The sequence below is a fragment of the Chromatium okenii genome, assembly GCF_002958735.1.
GTDB classification, from domain to species: Bacteria; Pseudomonadota; Gammaproteobacteria; order Chromatiales; family Chromatiaceae; genus Chromatium; species Chromatium okenii_A.
The window spans coordinates 1-22304 of the sequence record NZ_PPGH01000021.1; the positions used below are offsets into that span (position 1 = coordinate 1).

Consider the following 22304-nt stretch of genomic DNA (forward strand, 5'->3'; position numbering starts at 1 on the left):
ACTTTCAAATAAAGCACGGGCATTTTTTAAGGTTCCGTTCGGCATTCGCTTTGGCGGTGGCGATACCAGCAAAGGCTTGGTCAAGAATGGCAACGATGCGGCGTTGTTCGTGGATTGGTGGAAGTAAAAAATCAAACTCCAGCACTTCGTTCATATTGGCACGAGGCATTCGCGCACCCGTACAAGTTGCATTGATACGATTAACAACGTCATCAGACAAAAACCAATATAATAAATACTCTCTCAAAAGGACTTGTGCAGGCTTTATTGGGAAAATTTCTGTAGAGCAATGACCATCAAAATCTGGTGCAAGTACTTTATTGAGATAAGGTCTCAAACGACCATAAAGAACGTGTTGTATCGAAAATTTGAACGTTGCACTTTTTACCGATTGCGGTTCAATTGAACCGTTGAAATATGCTGTATTTGATTCAATGTTTTCAAGTCCAACATAAGGGAGATTATCGTAAATACCTTGTATTTTATCGAAACTACACACTTCACCAAGTTTCTTTACTTGCCAGTCCGTTTTCATTACATTCCCTCGTTATTCGATCCCAGTAAATCACGAATCACTGCCAACACTTCTGCACTTTCCGCATCCAATGCAATCATCTCATCCATAATATCGACCGGACTACGATGAATGATTGCCTCACCACCATTCGGATTCTTCACTGATAAATCATAAGTATTGGAATCAATACCGGAAACATCCACGCTCCAGCTTTGCAACGAATCCGCTTGAGTCTTTTGCAATTCGACAAACGCTTTCAGATCATCGTCATTCAATGGATTCGTTTTACCGAGATTTCGCCCCGGATCAAGCTGGTAATACCACACTTGGCGCGTTGCAATACCTTTCTCAAAGAACAGCACCACCGTTTTAACACCCGCTCCTTGAAAGGTACCACCGGGACAATCAAGGACGGTATGCAAATTGCATGTCTCCAATAACAACTTACGCAAACTCACAGAAGCATTATCGGTATTTGATAGAAAAGTATTTTTAATCACCACTCCCGCACGACCGCCAACCCGTAGCATTTTAATGAAATGTTGCAGGAATAAAAACGCCGTTTCACCAGTACGAATCGGGAAGTTTTGCTGTACTTCTTTGCGTTCCTTGCCGCCAAACGGTGGATTAGCCAGAATGACATCAAACCGATCTTTCTCTTGAATATCCGCAAGATTCTCAGAAAGGGTATTGGTGTGTAGAATGTTAGGCGCATCAATGCCGTGCAAAATCATATTCATAATGGCAATGACATAAGCCAATGACTTTTTCTCTTTGCCGTAAAAGGTACGCTCTTGCAGAATTGTTAAATGTTCGGTAGTCAGATTGGGCTGTTTCCTAATAAAATCAAAGGCTTCGCACAGAAAACCCGCTGAACCAACTGCACCATCATAAATGCGTTCGTTAATTTGAGGATTCACCACCTGCACCATTGCGCGAATCAAAGGACGCGGCGTGTAGTATTCCCCACCATTGCGTCCAGCATTGCCCATGTTTTTAATCTTGGCTTCATACAGGTGCGAGAGTTCATGTTTTTCAGTCTGCGAACGAAAACGCAATTCATCAATGCGATCAATAATTTCCCGCAAGTTATAGCCGCTGTGAATCTTGTTTTTAATCTCTGCGAATATCTGCCCAATTTTATATTCAAGCGTATCTGCACCACTGGCACGTTGTTTGAATCCGCGCAAATAGGGAAACAATTCATTATCCACAAATTCACGCAAATCTTCACCATTCAATGCCAGATTGTGGTCAATGCCACCCAACATATCTTTTGGAGCTGCCCAAGATTCCCAACGGAAATCAGGATCAAGCAAAAAGGCATACGTTTCATTATTTAATTGTGCTGCCAAGGCGCGATCTTGTTCTAAACCATCTAAATACTTCAAAAACAATAACCATGAAGTTTGTTCAGTGTAATCAAGCTCAGTGGTGCAACCGGCTTCTTTCCTGAGAATGTCATCAATGGACTTAAAGGCTTGCTCAAACATCGTTGTAGTGACCGTTGAATAGACCGGGGAAAGGGCAATGCTGTTCACTGTACGGGATCGGCAGCCTGCTGTCCGCACATCTTGCACCAACTCGCCTGCCAACTGCTGCAATCTGAGCTGCAATCTGACCAGACTGTGACATCATCCGACATCGAGGGCGAATCAAAGTTATTTAATAGCATCACAACCATTCACCTTTCACAATCACCCTCCGCTAATCGTTGCCCTGAATTGATAAGTCGATTGAGATGACTCATAAAAGACCTTGGTAAAGGTTCACCAACTTCTAATTGAACAGCATCGGCAATCTGTGCCCGTGTTAAACCCTCGCAGCGCAGCTTCCATGCCATCAGCTTGATCTTGTCGTGGTACTTCACACCACTCTTCTTAACCTGTTGTTCAGACGCACTCAGATCAAAATCATTAACAGAATCAACAGGGTTATCTGTGGTAACAACAGGCTCAACTAAATTATCAGATAATTTGTTGTTGTCACTATCAAGCAATTCATATTGATGAACAGGCAATTCTTGTTGACAGTTATCAGATAATTTATTGATCACCTCATAAATTGCTGTTCCTAGATTCGGATCAATGGCTTGCAGACAACTGGCTACTTCCGGTGAAACCCAAACAGTGACCCGCTTCCAACCCTCTTCTTTTCGCCGATCACGCAAACGTTGCTGTTGAATACGGTTATTGGTTTGTTGTCTATTGGTCATGTTTGAATCGCTCAGAATGGGTGAAATTGAGAATGTTCTTAATGGTCTGACGATGCCAATTCTTGCCTCTCGGTTTATATCCTTGAGCAGTCAATACATCCGCAATCTTCTGTAATGATTGTCCGGTTGCCCGTAGTGTTTTAATCAATGTAATAATCTCTTGTTCAATCTCATCAATCACCAATTCTTTAGGATTCATTGGATGCAACTTGTATCCATAAGGCACTCCACCGGTGCGTTCACCTCGTGCTTTCTTTGAACTCAATGCCGCTGTCGTTCGGGCTTTAACCAAGAGAATTTCATATTCTGCAAAGGCATCGACAATCCGTCTCATCAAGCGGTTGGTTGGGTCATCACCTTCAGTACCTTCACCCGCAACACTGATGATCCTTGCTCCCCGTTTCTCAACCAGCCGTTCAATCATCGCAATCAAAACGGGATCACCCCGACACAGACGATCCCTTCGGGCAACCAGTAACACATCTCCGTTCTGCAATGAATCAAGTGCTGCTAATAACCCGGGACGTTTATGAAGGGATACATTCCCACTAATTCCTTCATCACTAAATACCGCATCAATCTTGTTGTTGAAGGCACGGCATTGATCTAGTTGGGCATCAATCCCAAACTCCTGCCACCCGGTCGAAGTTCGTAGATATGCAATTGTTTTTGTTGGCATTGTACAATTATCTGATAATTTAATGTGTTACATGATAAGAATTATCTGGTAATTTATCAAACGATCTTTAACTGACACAAGTTATCAATGATGATGAATAACAATGATGGTTATTGGATGGAGTAAAAGATGATTTATTAAGCAGGATTGAGAAAAGGGTGATGTCGAAGTACGCCCGTGCGTTGACCCACAGAACACTGCTGAGACAAGTGATGAGGTGTTCCGATGTCTTGGTATCGCAAAGTTTTTTTGCAGCAGCACTTGAAAAGAGAAAAACACCACCTATTTTCACGTTCCGTTTCAAGGAAGGGCTAGATCGGTGTAATTCTTAGATGACATAGATCGTGCAAGACCGTATTCATAGATTCATGGATGTTATGACAAGGATGTAGTAAGAACCTGCTTCATAGTTATCACGTTTAATGCAGTGCCCAACCCTTCAAGGTTGTATTGATGAAAAAAGATGCTTAAAGAAGTATACATTGTAGTGACAGCCCGAGTTCCGCTCCGGTCTTCTGAACGAACCAGTTATTGATCGGAGCACTACCCAATGATTCCAGTGCTCAGACCATCGGATATACCACGCTTGCGCGATGCAAACGTAACAGTTACTTCCACGTCATCATCGAGCTTTCCGAGAATTGCAATCATGCGATCCAACGTAAACCGGCGAAGTTGTGCTTTGCGAATCCTTGACAATTCAGAATACGAAGCCCCAGTAATTCTTACAGCTTCACGAATTGACCACTGACGCGCATCGAGAAGTGAAATAATTTTTGCAGCGGTAATCGCTCGCGCTTGTTCTAATCCAGCATTGGAACGCCCAAAGTCACGATAAACATTACCGCTTCCATGTATTAGTTCGAGATCATCATTCATATTAACGACCGCAGTGTAATCTCAAACACACCTCTATCAATACCCTTAAAAAGTTTCGCTTTATCTGATTTACTCCCTGCAGCGGCAATAGTAAGTGCATCTAACATGTCACTTTGTACGGCAGCGGGAAATGCTTCAAAGTCTTTACGCGCCGCCTTAATCCATGAAATTGATCTGATGTTTTGTATCATAGAAGTTTTAACGCAAGTCTTTTCCTTAAATCCTTAAAAGACGATTTCCTTAAATCTTTCCACGATTTTGTTTAACTAGATCAAAGCCTTCGCGTAACAGCTCCAACATGCTGATGCCGTGCGTAGCAGCGTAGGTCTTAAACTCACGGTGGAATGCTGGATCAACTTTGAAGTTCAGCGGCTTGAGATCGCCAGCTTGCGGTTGTTTCAGGTTATCTACTACTGCCATTAAAGAAGAGACCTGAGTTTTATTGGATGGAGGTGGTGGTTTAGCCATGTGTTGTATCCTGAGTGAATTGAGCAAGCTGATTCATTATTGCTTGTGCCACTGCATCAGCTTTCATTCTCAATGTTAAAAAAGCACATTCGGTTAATGCTTTGCCCGCATCATTCGCTCGCCGATAAGCAGTTCGTTCTAATAATGCAGTTGGAATAACATTGTATCCGGCTTGTTGCACATACATTAGACTTTCAGAAAGTTCAACTTGACTATCACCAACCCGACAAAACACCAATAAGATACGTTCTATTGCAATGCCCTTTGCAGTCAATTCATGTGCCAATAAAATGGTGGGTTCTAAATCATCAACAGATAAACCCGTAGGCAATACAATCAAATCACTGTGTTGAGCAATTGCCAATGTGCCACTATTGGATTGCGCTGCTCCATCAAAGATGAATAAATCATAATTCACTGCATCCGGTAGTGCTTTTTCAACAGTACGAAATCGCTCAACCTTAATTTCCGGCATCAACAATCCCTGCGCCCGCCGTTGTTGCCATTTGAAAACAGTGCCCTGACCAGGGTCGAGATCAGCAATTTTCACCTGCCAACCGTTAGCGGCATATTCACGAGCAAGCAACCGTGCCAGTGTACTTTTACCAACTCCGCCTTTTTGCGATACAAAACCGATGATCTGACCCATGTTGCGCTCACCTCAACTGTGGAGATTTGACGAGTCAAGTCGGAGAATAAAGCATGATTTCCTTTTTTACACAAAGAAAGATTTACGCTTTAACATAAATCAAGATTTACTGCTTTACGGAAAGAAGGATTTACACTTTAGAATATAAAACGATTTCCATCAATAACGATTTATGCCTTAATGTAAAAGATGATTTACCTAATTCGCTAAATCTTTAACTTGTTAACCTACTGTATAACCTAAACATTTATCTTGGTGATCGGTGATGTCTCGCTAAAATTCGCGTGATCGTTGCCGGATGAACCCGAAATAATCGAGCAACATCGGCGTTGGTTTTGTGCCCTGAAGTCACCATTGCGACCACTTCCCTGTTGTAATGGTGTCAATTTGAAGCGCCGTCCACCAATTCTTCCCTCTTTGCGTGCTGCCACCAAACCCGCTTGCGTCCGTTCACGAAGAATCTCACGCTCAAATTCTGCGAACGCACCCACCATTTGAATCATCAATCGACCGGCTGGAGTTGTGGTGTCAACCGGTTCAGTCAAACTTTGAAACGCAGCACCGGCATTGCCAATTTTCTCAAGAATCACCAACAAATCTTTCAACGAACGCGACAGCCGATCCAACTTCCAAACCACCACGACATCATCGGGACGCAAGTGATCCAACAACCGTTCCAGTTCGGGACGACTCCAACGACCACCTCCAACCTTTTCCTGAAAGATGCGCTCACAACCAGCAGCAGTTAACGCACTGATCTGACAAGCAATTTCTTGATCTTGAGTAGAAACACGAGCATAACCAAAGCGCATGAGCACAACCTCCATTAACGTTTAAGCACATTATGCAACCCGTTTATGCAACATTCTAACCCTTGAAAAACCATGGAAGTTCATTCAGAAAGTAAACGAGCGTTTGTGCAAGCCACACCGAAAAACCGAATGATGCGCAGTCAAATACTGAATGAACCTGAATGAATCATCACCGAATGAAACAATTAACACTGAACCAAAAAACCACCGATTAAACACAATCACCAAAGCAAATAACCACGCCGCAGATGAATTAAAACCGAATTGAAACAACCGCCCTAGAATTGAATTAAACCTGAATGAAAATGTAACCATTGAACAAACCAAAACCAGCAAAACGAATTAACTCGAACTAATTAACCCAACTCAAAGCTATTGAAAAAACCCAACCATCACAATTAAAAACCACAGACATCACAATAAACCAGAACCATCAAACACCCATTAAAACCGAATTAACTCTGCCAGTTAAACCAAACCAAAACAACCAAATAAAGAAATGAGTAAATAATTAAATAACGCAAACAAAATAAGCCCTGCTCTACCCAATTAAAAAACCCAATAAAACCTGAATTAAAACTGCACGAAACCCAACAACCAGCCCAAGCCCAACCCCACCAAAAATCACCCACCCGCCCAAATCAGAGTAGAATGCAGCTGTCAACATCAAGAATCGAACAAAGCAAGACCACCAAGACCACACCCCCGTAAAAACGCATGAGAAAGCCCTAGAGCCTTCCAAGCCGAAGCCTAACCACTTTTGAAGGGTCAACCCTCAAAAAAGCGTCAGACAGCGTTAGAACCCAAATTAACGCCACTAACCACATCGTCCTCAACCGACAAACCACAGTTATCAAAAACACACCCAACAGCAAACACAGCAGGGGATAACACGCCCAACAACACCCTACGGGGGCGGGTATACAAGGCGCGTTTTCGAGAAATCTCTTCAAATCAACATCTTGTTGCACCATCGCGCAATTGTCGATAATGGCATATCCATCTCAGTTGCGATCTCCTGATAAGTCATCCCCTTTGCCCGCATCTGCCTTGCCGTTGTCCGTTTATCTTCGTTACTAACCCGCACACCTGTCTTGGTGTAGTGATCGTCCCAACGCCCAGCATCAGCCTCTTTCTTATGTTGTGCCCGCAGCTCATCAGGAATAATTGCCCGCAACTGTGGTAATAACTCAGCCGGAATAATCGCCTGCATCCAATTGTATAAGGTTGAACGACGAAAGCGATAACGTGGATCAACTTCAATTCCATTCCATACAACCTTTTCACCGCGCATTGCTGCTTGTGCTCGCCGAATAATCGGGCGCATGGTGCGTCGCGCTTCTTTAACTGTTAATCCTGGTGTCCACATTTGCGCTGTCTTAATGATTTCTTCTTCAATACGATCATAGGGCACAAACCACGATAATGAAACACTGGCTAAAAATAACCATGTATCCCGATGACCTTCGGGAATACCACCGAGAAAATACCAATCCGCAATCTTCATTAAATCTTGATAAACTAAATACCAACGATGATAAATACTACCTTTATATTTACGACCTTCTCGTGCTGCACCTAAACTGCGTATTCGTGCTGACCTTGGCTTATTGGATGGTTTCCACTCCGGTCGTTCTCCTAATACAGCATCAGACAATTGATGCAATGTCCACCGTTTTCCTGTCAGTACCTTCGCCGTGACTTCAGCCCCGTTTTTGCTGTTGATCGTTCCGCACAAGCGCAGTACCCGAGTGCAATCCCTCGCTACCGGATCAGCTCCAATCGATGCGAGTGTTGCGATCAATTTGTTTTGCACCAGTTGCCAAACTGGTAAGGCTTTAGCTGGCACTGGCTTGATTAACCAATACAGGTGCATTCCGCGTCCGCTGTAGACCACTTGCGAGGGTGCAGGCAGCCTGGCAGCAATAAGTAGCTGTAATGCTTTATCAATATCGACACAACCATCTATATCGACATAACACGTCCGCAACGATGACAGCAGCGATACTCGTCGCCAGTGATGGAACTGATTGACAGTGAAATAACGGTCTTCTTGACCTTTTTGGGCAGCGAGGAATTGCGAAATCAGCGGTGAATCGGCGCGGTGTACTTGCCAGCCACCACTGGGTTTGCGCTTTTCCCAGAACACTACGACACCATGTGCTGGGCGTGGATGTACTTGGTCAAAATGACCTTGGGTGTTGAGGCGTTGTAACGTGAAGGGCTGTTGTTGTGCTTCGGAAATACAACCGGTGTTGAAAAAGTCTTTGTTTTCAGTGGTTTTATTGTCAAGTGCCATGTTAGCTACCTTGACGCAATCAACAAAAGGCTCTTTTTTACAAGGGGCGGATCGTGTAAACTTGAGCCTTAGTCAGCGCGGTTACTTTTGCTGTTTTGAAACGGATAAAACCGGATCAATTTGTTAAGTGTCAGCGTTGATTGCGTACAGTGAAGGCAAAACCAGAAACTTGTGTTGGGTCTGTTGGTTTAGCCGGTTAAAAGAATTTAGTATGTTATAAAAAAAGCCGGTTCATTACTGAATCGGCTTTTTGTTGTGTTGAATATGATTTTTTATCTAACATCATTTCTTAATCCTCTGTAGTGTTATTTTTAATATAACAGAAATTGTTATTTCATTGATCAGGCACAGTTGCCTTCACCTTCTTTTCAAACACCTGTAACGACGCTTCTTCCAACATCACAATCGTTCCGGCATCACTGCCAACTTGAGCACCCAGCTTGCCAGTCATTGCAGCAACCCATTGTGTCCAGTCAACTTGTGCCTTCTCCAGTTTCTTCCAGACCTTCGGCTTCAAAGTTGTCACCACCAACGCAGTGTCAGTCTGAACACCAATCTTCATCCCTGACTTAACGATAACAGGTTGCGGCAGTTCAGTAAACTTCACTGTTAATTCAAGGCGACCGCTCACGATACTCTCCGGGGTCAAGGGTGCATCAAGTGGTGGAACGGGTTTCGGTTCCTGTACTGCCTTGGGCTTTTTTACCTTCTCAATCTTCTTTATCTTAACCGGTTTTGGCTTGAGTGGTATAGCTAAACGTTGCGCAGAAATCAATGCCAGCCTCGCACGCGGACTGTCACACTCAGCTTCAGTCACCTCACCGGCGGGTTGTCCCAGCAGATCAACCCGTACTGCTCCCGGCTGTATTGATTGAAGATAGCGGATGCGTCCGCAATAACGACCCAACACATGCTTGATGTCAGACCGTTTGTGACCAGCAGCGATCAAGTCCTTGTGAATCCTCAACTTCAGTGGACGCGGACGAGCTAGATCAAAACAAGCCGGATAGAGTGCGATGATGTCGAGCTGTGGTGCCAACCAGGTCTGCACTGGGATTGTATCAGTGTCTGGCTCGTTGGGTTCGTCACTTGGCACTGATGGCTTCAAGTCATCCATTCGTTTGATTTGATTCAAGTTTATTGATTGTAAGGATCATAACGTTTTGCCATTACCCCAAAGCTGACGTATTCTATGCTTATTATAAGCCCTCCGGCGAGGGCAATGAAATCTAGCAAAGCGACAAAGGATCGCTGATCTACTCAATGTTCTTCGCGTCTGATAACAGATAGTGATCCTAATTGATCGATCACTATCAAAATGTAGTACTCAAATCAATTGAATGCGTACATTGCTTTAACATCATTAAACTGGGATTTAACTGCAAAAAGGATATTAGTATGAGAACCGCATTTTATAGTATTGTGAAGATTTCTTGGTTGTGTGGAATAATCTATGCTATGACGTTTACATCTCATGCCTTTGCTAAAGAAAGATATGTCTGCGCCACTGTTTCAAAGATTCTCGAAACAGAAAGTGAGGATTGTATGTATTTCATAGTAAAAGGGAAAACTGTGGATGGGAAAAATCTTAGCATTTGTATAGATGATGATGGTAATGATTTTTCAAAAGATTCACAGTTAGCACTCTATTCTTTTGAAAAGAATAAAAAAATATACATCCTTATTGACGGTGATAGCGTAAGGAAAATAAAGAAGAAATGTCTTTAGATGGTAACGAGTGAACTCACTTTACTTTATCCTGATCGATAATAACGCATTGTCGATCAGAAATTTGCTATTATTAGCTGTAATCTTTATTGTCAGGATACAACCTCTTCAATTCCACCCTGATAAAGGTATTTCTGAAACCCATTAAATACCCTTCTAATTTCATCCGGCTGACCAAGATTATCTATTGCATCTGTAAGTGAAGAATTATATTTAAGCAACAACAATGGCGTTAACTTCTTTTCATCCAATTCATCAACGCCTAAATCTACATAATGCGACAACACGAAATCAAGAAAAACCTGTTGTTGACTATTAAAGATCGCGCTGATCTGTGCCATTGCCCGCCCGACGCGCTCTTCTCGGGTGAGCGGTTGAGTAGCATAAGCGACATGCGCCAACACATCAAATAAATCGCTCTTCTCCGCGTTGATAAGTTGTTGCATTTCAAACAGTTGCTCTTTACCAAACCCTTTCTCAGCAAGTCCATCTAATAGCTTACGGCGTGTATCTGGTGCGCTCCACAAGGTGCGTAACTGGGTTTCATCATTGAAGAAGGCGGGCAGTGTACCGAATAACAGCTTCCAAAAACTGCTGCGCTGACATCGGTGTTCCATCTTGATGCCAAAAGCTGGTTGCCATCTGGTGTTGCAAGGTGCGCACCTTATCATCAGCCAGCTTCACCTTGAGCTTGCATTGACACACACAAGGGCGTTGCCCACACAGATAACAAGGTGGTGCTGGTTCCTGCACACCTTCGCGGGGACTACGGGAACCACTCACCGGTTCAATTGGTTCACCATCCCATTCGGGATCATTAAAATGTTGATGTGCCTGTACGAAATCATAAACAGTGAAATACTCTTTGCCCTCATATAACCGCGTTCCTCGTCCAATAATTTGCTTGAATTCAATCATGGACTTGATTGGACGCAATAACACAATGTGACGAATGTTGCGGGCATCAACACCAGTTGAGAGTTTGTGCGAGGTGGTTAAGATAGTGGAATGGTCTTTTCATTGTCTTGAAAGTCACGCAGATATTGTTCACCCAGTGCGCCTTCATCTGCCGTCACACGCTGGCAATACTGCGGATCATTACTCACCTTATTTTGGTTAATCAAGTCACGGATCATTAACGCATGTCCTTGATTTGCACAGAAAACCAGTGTTTTTTCATAGGGTTTAATCTGTGCCATGAATAATGAAACTAAGTAGGATTCCCGTTCTCTTATTTCAATAATACGATTAAAATCATTTATTTGATATGTTTTATCAATATCAACTTGACCTTCCAGCACCAGATCATCTGCGGTATAACAGTATTCATCTAACGTGGTGGTGATTTGCTTCACTCGAAACGGAGTTAAAAACCCATCGTTAATGCCGTCTTTCAATGAATAAATAAACACCGGCTCACCAAAATAAGCATAGGTGTCTACATTATCTTTGCGCTTTGGAGTGGCAGTTAAACCCAATTGCACTGCTGGAGTAAAGTAATCCAGAATGCCGCGCCATGAGCTTTCATCATTGGCACCACCGCGATGACATTCGTCGACAATAATGACATCAAAGAAGTCGGGGGAATAGTCACCAAAGTACGGTGCTGGCTGCCCATTTGCCGATGATCCACTCATAAAGGTTTGAAAAATGGTAAAAAAAAGATTCCCATTCGTTGGCACCCTGCCTTCTCTGCGAATATCTGCCGGTTCAATCCGAATCAACGCATCTTCGGGGAAGGCTGAAAAAGCGTTATAGGCTTGATTGGCAAGGATATTACGATCTGCAAGGAAAAGAATGCGCGGACGACGGGTGACTCTGTTGTGGTGTTTCCATGCGTGTAGATTCCAACGACTCTGAAATAATACCCAAGCGATTTGAAAAGCAATAAAGGTTTTGCCGGTTCCAGTGGCAAGGGTTAATAAAATCCTGTCTTGACCGGCAGTGATAACAGTTAGCACCTTTTTAATAGCAATATCTTGATAGTAACGCGGTTGGAAATAACCACCACGATCTTCAAACGGAATGGCAGCAAAACGTTCATGCCAAACATTGTGTTGATTAAAGGTTAAATCCCACAATTCTTGTGGTGTTGGATAGCGTTGAATTTCACCCTCAACACCAGTGCGCATATCAATTTGATAAATACCTTGCCCATTCGTGGCATAAGCAAAACGCACCTCTAATTTATCAGCATAATCTTTTACTTGTCCCACGCCTTTAGTGAATGCTTCATGCCACGCTTTCGCTTCAATCACTGCCAGCTTGTGATTGCGGTATTCCAACACATAATCAGCGAATAATGGTTGAGCGCGTTTCCCAGTACCTTGTAAACGTCCGAGTGTAATTGGATATTCACGCCGGATGCGACTATCTGGAATAACACTCCAACCCGCTGCTTTTAATGCAGGATCAATATAATCAGCGCGGGTTTCAGCTTCATTCATTACATACATCATCCGAATTGTGGTTCCGTACCGCGCCAATTTACGATCTACCGTTAGCAGAATGAGAGGCTCACTAATAGATTGTGCCACCAGCAAACGATCAAACGGGTCTTTATGATCGGTAAAGGTTGGTAATTGGCTGGCTTGCAAGATATGTGCATTGTCGATTGGCAACCAAGTGAAACCATCGGCAACCACTCGCTGACAAAATGTCGGCATATTCAAATCGAGTTTGCCTTGATTCACTTTAATCGCCATTTCCCATAACGAGGCACGACTGACATATACTGCTTCTGATGTGCTTTCGATTAAATCTTTGGCAGCAGCGGGCACTTTCTCAGGCATACCTTGCCACCACAAAATCAAATGCGTATCCAATAATAGGCGCATGAATTTATTGCCCTGCTGGTGGCGCGTGGTCGTTATCTGCGAGGCAATCAAATAAATCATCAATAGGGTCGTTAAAATCATCTGCCATCCAGATTTTCCCTTCCATGCTACCCGGTGGTGCGATTTTCAACGTGGTTGGTAGGCTGATAGCAGTGCGATTGGTTGTCCGGCACGGGCTATCACGACTTCCTTGCCTTGTTCGACCGCTTCTAATAAGCGGGAAAGGTGAGTTTTTGCTTCATGGATGTTGACTATTTGCATGAGATACCCTCGCTTGACTAAGCATTAGTTTAGTATGCTTAATACTGGAATGCAAGATTAGTATTTTAACGCATGTAAGCCAAAATCATGCCAGCTCACAAATTGCCACTAAATGCTTGATTTAAGAGGGATTTTTTCAAGTCATCAAGTGCGGTGAGTTTGCGTTGATAAATGGATTCGAGGTGCTGGGTTTCTTTATGCAAAGTATCAAATTGCAAGGTAAACTGAACTTGATTTTTAAGGTCAGGAAGCCACGATCTATATTCAAAAAGATATTCCCGATTTACCTTCGGCATTCCTGCACGAGCCGAACCTTGAACCGCATAATCAGTAAAGGATTTGCAAAGCAATAAATGAAAAAGGTAATCACGAGTAATTTCATTTGGAAATGGCATGAGTGGGTACATATCAGCACTGCATAAACCATTGAAATCGGGACGAGCTACTTTCATCAAGTACGGTCGAATCTTGCTGTAAAGAACCATTGATTTATCAAAAAGAAATTTACCTGAAATGAGACCCTCTTCACGAGCAGTCTTGAGATCAACAAAGCAACCCTTTTTTGATTCAATGTTTCCCGCACCAACGTGAATCAAATCAATAAAATTATCTTTTCGTGGATCAACAAGTCTGGATGTGATAGAACAAATATCTCCCAACTTTTTCTCAACCCACCCCTCACCACGTTCTGTGAAAACAGATTGTAGATGACTTTCAAATAAAGCACGGGCATTTTTAAGGTTCTGTTCGGCATTCGCTTTGGCGGTGGCGATACCAGCAAAGGCTTGGTCAAGAATGGCGACGATGCGGTGTTGTTCGTGGAGTGACGGGAAAGGAATAATCTGCGCTTTTATATCACCATCAGTAACCGCTGGATAGCTTGCTCCTTTCTGAAGAATTCCCATATTTTTGGTGAACTTTTCAGTAAATAAAAAGTAGAAAATAAAACGATTGTTAATTTCTGGTTTAGGTCTAATAACAAAATAACCCGTACTGCAAATTTGTTTATCAAGATGTTCTGGGACAATAGCAATTCTTTGCAAGGTGGGACGAATAGTTGCAAAAATGATGTCATTTTCTTTTACAACTTTCCTAGCTCGACTGGGTGCAGCAGAGCCTTTGATGCGTTGGGTTTCTTCAATTTGAAATGTTGAATTAGAAACACTAGAAACATCAATATAATTAAACATCCATTCTGGTGATTGAGAAGGGTTAATTGTTTCGGTCTTTTGCAGAACATCACCAAGTTTCTTTACTTGCCAATCCGCTTTCATTACATTCTCTCGCTATTCGATCCCAGTAAATCACGAATCACTGCCAACACTTCTGCACTTTCCGCATCCAATGCAATCATCTCATCCATAATATCGACTGGACTACGATGAATGATTGCCTCTCCACCATTAGGATTCTTCACTGATAAATCATAAGTATTGGAATCAATACCGGAAACATCCACGCTCCAGCTTTGCAACGAATCCGTTTGAGTCTTTTGTAATTCGATGTCAAGACCCGAGAGATTGTAGACCTGTTTTTTGAAGCGTTCAGGTTCCTTCTGTTGCCAGTTTTTCAACGCTTGCACCGGTGACACATGTCCAAGGGCTTTTTGGGGTATCTGATGGTTATACATCTGCACATAATGGTGCAGCGTTTTTTCTAAATTTTGTGCAGAATCAAAGCGCGTCGTCGCCACCACCTCGGCAATCCGTCCGTTAAATCGCTCGACCATGCCGTTCGTTTGCGGATGCGAGGGCGGAATTAGGCGATGCTCAATCTGGTGTTTTTTACAAACTAAATCAAAGCGATGGCGACCAGTCGGTTCGCGTTCACCGGTGGCGCAGAAACGATCCGTAAACTCCTTACCGTTGTCGGTCAACACCTTTTCCATCTTAAACGCGGCAGCAGCGATCACTTGCTGGAGAAACGCGCTGGCGTTGGCGGCAGTTTTCTGAGCAAAAACTTTGGCATAGACCCAACGCGTTGCCCGATCAATGGCGACAAAGAGGTAGCATGACTTTTTCATCCGGCATTTAGGGAGGTATTTAATATCAATGTGGATAAAACCGGCGCGTAATCTTTGAACTGTTTAGGCGGTTTTTTCGCACCTTCTTCTTTTGGAATCAAGTCTTTAAGGTTGGAGACGTGGTGGCGACGTAAACAACGCTGTAGCCCTGAGCGCGACACTCAGGGTTAAAACAGGTGCGCAGCACGACCAGCAAGTCATCTGGGTACGGCGATCAATTCTTCCAATGGTTTCAAAGTGGTATGTAGATGATGCGGACAATGAGACGCATCGTCAGTGGTCTCGCGGTGACGCCATTTGCGCACCGTCGCTCGATTCAGATGATATTCGCGGGCGAGTCACGCTCAGATTTAGTGGAATGTTGCAGTTCACGCCGGATCGCGGGAGTTGTGCGGGCATTTTTGTGTAAATTCAAGTTCATAGCATCAATTCTCCTCTGAGTGCCCCCGATTAGCGATGTAGGGCGCGGTGGTGAATGTCCGTGATGACGGCTTGCAAAGCCTCTCGTGCTAAAAATAGTGGGTAGCTGCGTTGCGGAATATAATCATACGGTTCCTGACAAGCTCGTCCCGTGCAATGATTGCAGCAGCCTCAGTCACTTCACCAGCGGGTTGCCCCTGTAAATCAATCCGTGCCGTACCGATTCGCATCGCCTTGAGATAAGCGATGCGCTGGCAACGGAATTGACCAATTTTGAAGCGTGACCCGCCGCCAGCAAGTCTTGACGAATACCGACTTTCAACGGGCGTGGTTTCTTCAGGTTAAAGCAGTCGGATAAAGCTCAATGAGCTCACGCTGCGGAGTGCGTTTGGGTTGTGCTTCGGGCTTATCGTTCAAATCATCTATCTGCGCGATTCTGTGTTTCAGGATATTCTGCGGTATATTGGCGGCATGATATACGAGTTAACGCCATAACTATCCGTGATGGGTTCATCCGCCACTAAATATCTAACAAAATCTATACAAAAGCGTACAAATCTAGCTTTGATATATTCACACCGTCAACGCAAAAGCCATGATGAAACTATGGTCTAACTTTGCTCTGGTGTGCATTTAAGGTCAGGCTGTAACGTGTCCAGACCATGTCTTTCGATACGAAAATGAAGTTTTACAATCTTGAGTTTGGTTTTCGCTCGACGGTTTGACCACTTCACTTTTTAGTTAAAGCGTAACACACTTTCACCTAATTTTTTCCATAAGTATAGATTTTAGTAGATATGTATAGATTATTGCAAGCTGTTACTTACCCATCACGGACATTATGGTTGCTTCACCTCCGAAAGTGGCAGAAATAGCGTGTTAGAACTGTGCGGAAAGGGATGGAAACCTTGAGCGAGATAAAACAGGGTTGCTGCTTCAGAAAGCGCATGAACTAGAAGTGCTTTAACTCCAACAAATTCAGATACCTGCACTGTGCGCAAGATGGCATCTCGCAATAATGCCTTGCCCAAACCCTGACCGTGCCAATGACGATCCACTGCTAAACGACCTAAGACCATCGCGGGAATAGGATCAGGCATATTCCGGCGCAAGTGACCTGGTGCTAAATCACTGGCAATCGAGGCAGTTGCCAAACAGTAATAACCAATCACTCGGTGTTCAACATCAATCACATAGGTGCGAGATGCGCCCCGACCTTCATTGCGAACTGCCCGTTGTTGTAACCACTGATCAAGACTGGGTTCACCGCTATCAAACTGGGTGAGATCGTGGTGAATCGTCAAACGTGTTGGAGCACTACAAACTGCCATTTCATGTTTCCCAAGGCACTGTCATAGTCATCAGCTGCCGCAGCTTGGGATTGTCACTCGGCGGCGCATCCAATAACAGTTGAACGGCTTGGAAACTTTCAGTGTCGAGTGTCAACACGCGCTGATCCAACAACACTTCTTGCGCTTCACGACAAGCGGTTTCTAATACAAATTCTGAGCGAGTTTTACCCAATAACTCAGCAGCTTGATCGATGAGGTCGCGCTGGCAACGTTGCGCACGAATGTTGATATTCGTATTGCGGATTGAGTGATTCACTGGATGATTCTCGATATTGATTGATGCCATTGAAGATGCTTGATAAAGCATATCATCGACCTGTAATTAAAATGTCAACGCAATTGATAATGCTCCTTTAACCATACACTGATGATGGATGTCTCGACAAATCCATACCAGTATTACAGAATGAACTTGAAATAATCGAATAACATTGACATTTCTTAAAACACCTGACTTGCTCTTTTAATCCATGAAGTCAGCCCAAAGAAATACTTTTTTAACTAAAACCTTTTTTACTTAAATCGTTATTTCCTTAAATCTACCATGATAACGAAAGGTTTATTTCGTTAAATCTTTTTCCTGAAATCCTTAAAAGACGATTTCCTTAAATACGCCTTTCCTTAAATCTTTCCACGATTTTGTTTAACCAAATCAAAGCCTTCGCGTAACAGCTCCAACATACTGATGCCGTGCGTAGCAGCGTAGGTCTTAAACTCACGGTGGAATGCTGGATCAACTTTGAAGTTCAGCGGTTTGAGATCGCCAGCTTGCGGTTGTTTCAAGTTATCTACTACTGCCACTGGAGAAGGAACAGAAGTTTTATTGGATGGAGGTGGTGGTTTAGCCATGTGTTGTATCCTGAGTGAATTGAGCAAGCTGATTCATTATTGCTTGTGCCACTGCATCAGCTTTCATTCTCAATGTTAAAAAAGCACATTCAGTTAATGCTTTGCCCGCATCATTCGCTCGCCGATAAGCAGTTCGTTCTAATAATGCAGTTGGAATAACATTGTATCCGGCTTGTTGCACATACATTAGACTTTCAGAAAGTTCAACTTGACTATCATCAACCCGACAAAACACCAATAAGATACGTTCTATTGCAATGCCCTTTGCAGTCAATTCATGTGCCAATAAAATGGTGGGTTCTAAATCATCAAAAGATAAACCCGTAGGCAATACAATCAAATCACTGTGTTGAGCAATTGCCAATGTGCCACTATTGGATTGCGCTGCTCCATCAAAGATGAATAAATCATAATTCACTGCATCCGGTAGTGCTTTTTCAACAATACGAAATCGCTCAACCTTAATTTCTGGCATCAATAATCCCTGCGCCTGCCGTTGTTGCCATTTGAAAACAGTGCCCTGACCAGGGTCGAGATCAGCGATTTTCACCTGCCAACCGTTAGCGGCATATTCACGAGTAAGCAACCGCGCCAATGTACTTTTACCAACTCCGCCTTTTTGCGATACGAAACCGATGATCTGACCCATGTTGCGCTCACCTCAACTGTGGAGATTTGACGAGTCAAGTCGGAGAATAAAGCATGATTTCCTTTTTTACACAAAGAAAGATTTACGCTTTAACATAAATAAAGATTTACTTCTTTACGGAAAGAAGGATTTACACTTTAGAATATAAGAGGCTGTATAGAAACTAACCGCTAAAATAAAATTAGTTAATTGTCAAAAAAAGTCGGTTAAAAATTGGGTTCATACGTTATCTGATTATTGCAAATATGCCGGAGCAGCAAACGACCAGATGCAAGATAAACTTGTGCTTCGCTTGAAGTTGGCTTGCGCTCGTAATCTTTACTCAATCGACGTGATCGCCCAAGCCAAGCAAATGTTCGCTCGACGACCCAACGGCGAGGTAAAACATGGAAACCTTTAACTCCTTTTTTCTTATTAACAACTTCAAGCGTACAATTAAATTTGGATAAAACCCAGTCAAACAACTCGTCACCAGAATATGCGCCATCAGCCCAAATAATTTTGACGGTGTGGAGTAGTAAAAATAAATTAGTAATCACCTGACGTGCTGCTTTACCATCAAAAATGTTGGCGGCATGTACCAAAACAACAAGCAGATAACCCATTGTATCGACAATAATATGTCGTTTTCGACCTTTAATTAACTTGCCACCATCAAATCCTGAATCTATCGACGATTCCGGACTACCTTTGACACTTTGGCTATCAATGATCACCCCCGTTGGATCTGGCATTCGGTCTTTTTTTTTGCGCAAACGCCGACGCAGTGCCGTATTGATTTTTTCGAATGTGCAATTATCAGTCCACTTGTTGTAATAATAATTAACAAGGTGGTAAGAAGGAAAATCCTTTGGTAAATGCCGCCATGTACAACCCGTTTTATTCAGATAAAAAATGGCATTCATAATTTCACGAAGATCACTAGTTCGCGGACGTCCTGTTGTATAAGGTTCGATTTCTTCAAGGATGAGCCTGAGGATTTCCCATTCGTCGTCTGAGAGGTCACTTGGGTATCGTTCAGCGGACTGACTATTGTCTGAGATCATTTCAAAATCTCCAAATAGAAACTGCCTGTTTTTAACAAAATCAATTCTTAAGTCAATATTTTTAACATTAAAATCAGAAACTTAGTTTTTAGACAGCCTCTAAAACGATTTCCATCAATAACGATTTATGCCTTAACGTAAAAGATGATTTACCTAATTCGCTAAATCTTTAAGTTGTTAACCAACTGTATAAATTAAACATTCATCTTGGTGATCGGCGATGTCTCGCCAAAATTCTCGTGATCGTTGCCGGATGAACCCGAAATAATCGAGCAACATCGGCGTTGGTTTTGTGCCCTGAAGTCACCATTGCGACCACTTCCCGCTGTTGTAATGGTGTCAATTTGAAGCGCCGTCCACCAATTCTTCCCTCTTTGCGTGCTGCCACCAAACCCGCTTGCGTCCGTTCGCGGAGAATCTCACGCTCAAATTCTGCGAACGCACCCACCATTTGAATCATCAACCGACCGGCTGGAGTTGTGGTGTCAACCGGTTCAGTCAGACTTTGAAACGCCGCACCGGCATTGCCAATTTTCTCAAGAATCACCAACAAATCTTTCAACGAACGCGACAACCGATCCAACTTCCAAACCACCACGACATCATCGGGACGCAAGTGATCCAACAACCGTTCCAGTTCGGGACGACTCCAACGACCACCTCCAACCTTTTCCTGAAAGATGCGTTGACAACCAGCAGCAGTTAACGCACTGATCTGACAAGCAATTTCTTGATCTTGAGTAGAAACACGAGCATAACCAAAGCGCATGAGCACAACCTCCATTAACGTTTAAGCACATTATGCAACCCGTTTATGCAACATTCTAACCCTTGAAAAACCATGGAAGTTCATTCAGAAAGTAAACGAGCGTTTGTGCAAGCCACACTGAAAAACCGAGTGATGCGCAATCATTAACCTGTCAAATACTGAATGAACCTGAATGAATCGCCAAATAAAAAACAATTAACACTGAACAAAAAAACCACCGATTAAACACAATCACCAAAGCAAATAACCACGCCGCAGATGAATTAAAACAGAATTGAACAACCGCCCTAGAATTGAATTAAACCTGAATGAAACTGTAACCATTGAACAACCAAAACCAGCAAAAACGAATTAACTCGAACCAATTAACCCAACCTCAAAGCTATTGAAAAAACCCAACCATCACAATTAAAAACCCCAGACATCACAATAAACCAGAACCATCAAACACCCATTAAAACCGAATTAAACCTGCCAGTTAAACCAAACCAACCAAATAAAGAAATGAGTAAATAATTAAATAAAGCAAAAAAATAAGCCCTGCTCTACCCAATTAAAAAACCCAATAAAACCTGAATTAAAACTGCACGAAACCCAACAACCAGCCCAAGCCCAACCCCACCCAAAAATCACCCACCCACTCCAAATCAGAGTAGAATGCAGCTGTCAACATCAAGAATCGAACAAAGCAAGACCACCAAGACCACACCCCCGTAAAAACGCATGAGAAAGCCCTAGAGCCTTCCAAGCCGAAGCCTAACCACTTTTGAAGGGTCAACCCTCAAAAAAGCGTCAGACAGCGTTAGAACCCAAATTAACGCCACTAACCACATCGTCCTCAACCGACAAACCACAGTTATCAAAAACACACCCAACAGCAAACACAGCAGGGGATAACACGCCCAACAACACCCTACGGGGGCGGGTATACAAGGCGCGTTTTCGAGAAATCTCTTCAAATCAACATCTTGTTGCACCATCGCGCAATTGTCGATAATGGCATATCCATCTCAGTTGCGATCTCCTGATAAGTCATCCCCTTTGCCCGCATCTGCCTTGCCGTTGTCCGTTTATCTTCGTTACTAACCCGCACACCTGTCTTGGTGTAGTGATCGTCCCAACGCCCAGCATCAGCCTCTTTCTTATGTTGTGCCCGCAGCTCATCAGGAATAATTGCCCGCAACTGTGGTAATAACTCAGCCGGAATAATCGCCTGCATCCAATTGTATAAGGTTGAACGACGAAAGCGATAACGTGGATCAACTTCAATTCCATTCCATACAACCTTTTCACCGCGCATTGCTGCTTGTGCTCGCCGAATAATCGGGCGCATGGTGCGTCGCGCTTCTTTAACTGTTAATCCTGGTGTCCACATTTGCGCTGTCTTAATGATTTCTTCTTCAATACGATCATAGGGCACAAACCACGATAATGAAACACTGGCTAAAAATAACCATGTATCCCGATGACCTTCGGGAATACCACCGAGAAAATACCAATCCGCAATCTTCATTAAATCTTGATAAACTAAATACCAACGATGATAAATACTACCTTTATATTTACGACCTTCTCGTGCTGCACCTAAACTGCGTATTCGTGCTGACCTTGGCTTATTGGATGGTTTCCACTCCGGTCGTTCTCCTAATACAGCATCAGACAATTGATGCAATGTCCACCGTTTTCCTGTCAGTACCTTCGCCGTGACTTCAGCCCCGTTTTTGCTGTTGATCGTTCCGCACAAGCGCAGTACCCGAGTGCAATCCCTCGCTACCGGATCAGCTCCAATCGATGCGAGTGTTGCGATCAATTTGTTTTTTGCACCAGTTGCCAAACTGGTAAGGCTTTAGCT

General features: G+C 43.3%; 21 protein-coding genes and 3 pseudogenes. 1 reads left to right on the forward strand and 23 read right to left on the reverse strand.

Annotated elements, in window-relative coordinates; all coding sequences use genetic code 11:
- Nucleotides 1–4: 4 nt before the first annotated feature.
- The 10 genes from CXB77_RS04615 to CXB77_RS04670 all read right to left on the reverse strand — a co-directional run bounded on the left by CXB77_RS04615 (nt 5) and on the right by CXB77_RS04670 (nt 9557).
- Complete coding sequence (locus tag CXB77_RS04615) at nt 5–535, reverse strand: restriction endonuclease subunit S (protein WP_105072982.1); 531 nt, start codon at nt 533–535, stop codon at nt 5–7.
- A complete protein-coding gene (locus CXB77_RS04620; RefSeq protein WP_105072983.1) occupies nt 535–2010 on the reverse strand; it encodes an N-6 DNA methylase in 1476 nt (491 codons plus the stop codon). The genes CXB77_RS04615 and CXB77_RS04620 overlap by 1 nt, the downstream gene beginning before the upstream one ends.
- 191 nt (nt 2011–2201) lie before the next feature.
- On the reverse strand, nt 2202–2732 hold the full coding sequence (locus CXB77_RS04625; RefSeq protein WP_105072984.1) for a hypothetical protein: 531 nt from the start codon (nt 2730–2732) through the stop codon (nt 2202–2204).
- The gene (locus CXB77_RS04630) at nt 2722–3411 is read right to left on the reverse strand and encodes a recombinase family protein (protein ID WP_105072985.1); all 690 of its coding nucleotides are present in this window, start codon (nt 3409–3411) and stop codon (nt 2722–2724) included. The genes CXB77_RS04625 and CXB77_RS04630 overlap by 11 nt, the downstream gene beginning before the upstream one ends.
- 543 nt (nt 3412–3954) lie before the next feature.
- On the reverse strand, nt 3955–4290 hold the full coding sequence (locus tag CXB77_RS04635) for a helix-turn-helix domain-containing protein (protein ID WP_105072986.1): 336 nt from the start codon (nt 4288–4290) through the stop codon (nt 3955–3957).
- Nucleotides 4291–4530: 240 nt separating this feature from the next.
- Nucleotides 4531–4758 (reverse strand): hypothetical protein, encoded by a 228-nt coding sequence (locus tag CXB77_RS04645; protein WP_197711000.1) that lies wholly within the window; start codon nt 4756–4758, stop codon nt 4531–4533.
- A complete protein-coding gene (locus CXB77_RS04650) occupies nt 4751–5407 on the reverse strand; it encodes a ParA family protein (RefSeq protein ID WP_105072989.1) in 657 nt (218 codons plus the stop codon). Before CXB77_RS04650 ends, CXB77_RS04645 begins: the two co-directional genes overlap by 8 nt.
- A 239-nt stretch (nt 5408–5646) precedes the next feature.
- Nucleotides 5647–6234: a recombinase family protein gene (locus CXB77_RS04655; RefSeq protein ID WP_242445456.1), complete on the reverse strand. Its 588-nt coding sequence runs from the start codon at nt 6232–6234 to the stop codon at nt 5647–5649.
- Nucleotides 6235–7168: 934 nt separating this feature from the next.
- Complete coding sequence (locus CXB77_RS04665) at nt 7169–8518, reverse strand: replication protein (protein ID WP_105072991.1); 1350 nt, start codon at nt 8516–8518, stop codon at nt 7169–7171.
- Nucleotides 8519–8852: 334 nt separating this feature from the next.
- Nucleotides 8853–9557: a ProQ/FINO family protein gene (locus CXB77_RS04670; protein ID WP_242445457.1), complete on the reverse strand. Its 705-nt coding sequence runs from the start codon at nt 9555–9557 to the stop codon at nt 8853–8855.
- A gap of 359 nt (nt 9558–9916) precedes the next feature.
- Here CXB77_RS04670 and CXB77_RS04675 point away from each other — a divergent pair, with 359 nt between their 5' ends.
- Entirely contained in the window at nt 9917–10246 is a 330-nt protein-coding gene (locus CXB77_RS04675) for a hypothetical protein (RefSeq protein ID WP_146108682.1), read from the forward strand.
- Nucleotides 10247–10338: 92 nt separating this feature from the next.
- On the opposite strand, the pseudogene hsdR reads toward CXB77_RS04675, so the two are convergent.
- From hsdR to CXB77_RS04740, 13 genes and pseudogenes are all read right to left on the reverse strand, one after another.
- Nucleotides 10339–12693: pseudogene (gene hsdR, locus CXB77_RS24445) on the reverse strand (EcoAI/FtnUII family type I restriction enzme subunit R).
- A gap of 39 nt (nt 12694–12732) precedes the next feature.
- Nucleotides 12733–13164, reverse strand: a pseudogene (locus CXB77_RS24450) (type II toxin-antitoxin system VapC family toxin); the annotation flags it as partial.
- Nucleotides 13165–13209: 45 nt separating this feature from the next.
- Entirely contained in the window at nt 13210–13344 is a 135-nt protein-coding gene (locus tag CXB77_RS04690) for a type II toxin-antitoxin system Phd/YefM family antitoxin (RefSeq protein ID WP_105072994.1), read from the reverse strand.
- Nucleotides 13345–13439: 95 nt separating this feature from the next.
- Complete coding sequence (locus tag CXB77_RS04695; protein WP_105072995.1) at nt 13440–14618, reverse strand: restriction endonuclease subunit S; 1179 nt, start codon at nt 14616–14618, stop codon at nt 13440–13442.
- 230 nt (nt 14619–14848) lie between these two features.
- A pseudogene (locus CXB77_RS04700) lies at nt 14849–15788 on the reverse strand (DDE-type integrase/transposase/recombinase); the annotation flags it as partial.
- 88 nt (nt 15789–15876) lie between these two features.
- On the reverse strand, nt 15877–16059 hold the full coding sequence (locus CXB77_RS24455; protein ID WP_431520703.1) for a ProQ/FINO family protein: 183 nt from the start codon (nt 16057–16059) through the stop codon (nt 15877–15879).
- A 567-nt stretch (nt 16060–16626) separates the two neighbouring features.
- Entirely contained in the window at nt 16627–17118 is a 492-nt protein-coding gene (locus CXB77_RS04710) for a GNAT family N-acetyltransferase (protein ID WP_105072997.1), read from the reverse strand.
- A gap of 1 nt (nt 17119) precedes the next feature.
- Nucleotides 17120–17446: a DUF1778 domain-containing protein gene (locus tag CXB77_RS04715; protein WP_242445461.1), complete on the reverse strand. Its 327-nt coding sequence runs from the start codon at nt 17444–17446 to the stop codon at nt 17120–17122.
- A 314-nt stretch (nt 17447–17760) separates the two neighbouring features.
- The gene (locus CXB77_RS04720; protein ID WP_197711001.1) at nt 17761–17988 is read right to left on the reverse strand and encodes a hypothetical protein; all 228 of its coding nucleotides are present in this window, start codon (nt 17986–17988) and stop codon (nt 17761–17763) included.
- Nucleotides 17981–18637, reverse strand: a complete 657-nt coding sequence (locus CXB77_RS04725) for a ParA family protein (protein WP_105072998.1) — start codon at nt 18635–18637, stop codon at nt 17981–17983. Before CXB77_RS04725 ends, CXB77_RS04720 begins: the two co-directional genes overlap by 8 nt.
- A 206-nt stretch (nt 18638–18843) precedes the next feature.
- Complete coding sequence (locus tag CXB77_RS04730) at nt 18844–19683, reverse strand: IS5 family transposase (RefSeq protein ID WP_242445462.1); 840 nt, start codon at nt 19681–19683, stop codon at nt 18844–18846.
- Between the two features lie 202 nt (nt 19684–19885).
- Nucleotides 19886–20467, reverse strand: coding sequence for a recombinase family protein (locus CXB77_RS04735; protein ID WP_242445463.1), 582 nt, complete (start codon nt 20465–20467; stop codon nt 19886–19888).
- Between the two features lie 940 nt (nt 20468–21407).
- The gene (locus CXB77_RS04740) at nt 21408–22262 is read right to left on the reverse strand and encodes a hypothetical protein (RefSeq protein WP_172452528.1); all 855 of its coding nucleotides are present in this window, start codon (nt 22260–22262) and stop codon (nt 21408–21410) included.
- Nucleotides 22263–22304 lie beyond the last annotated feature (42 nt).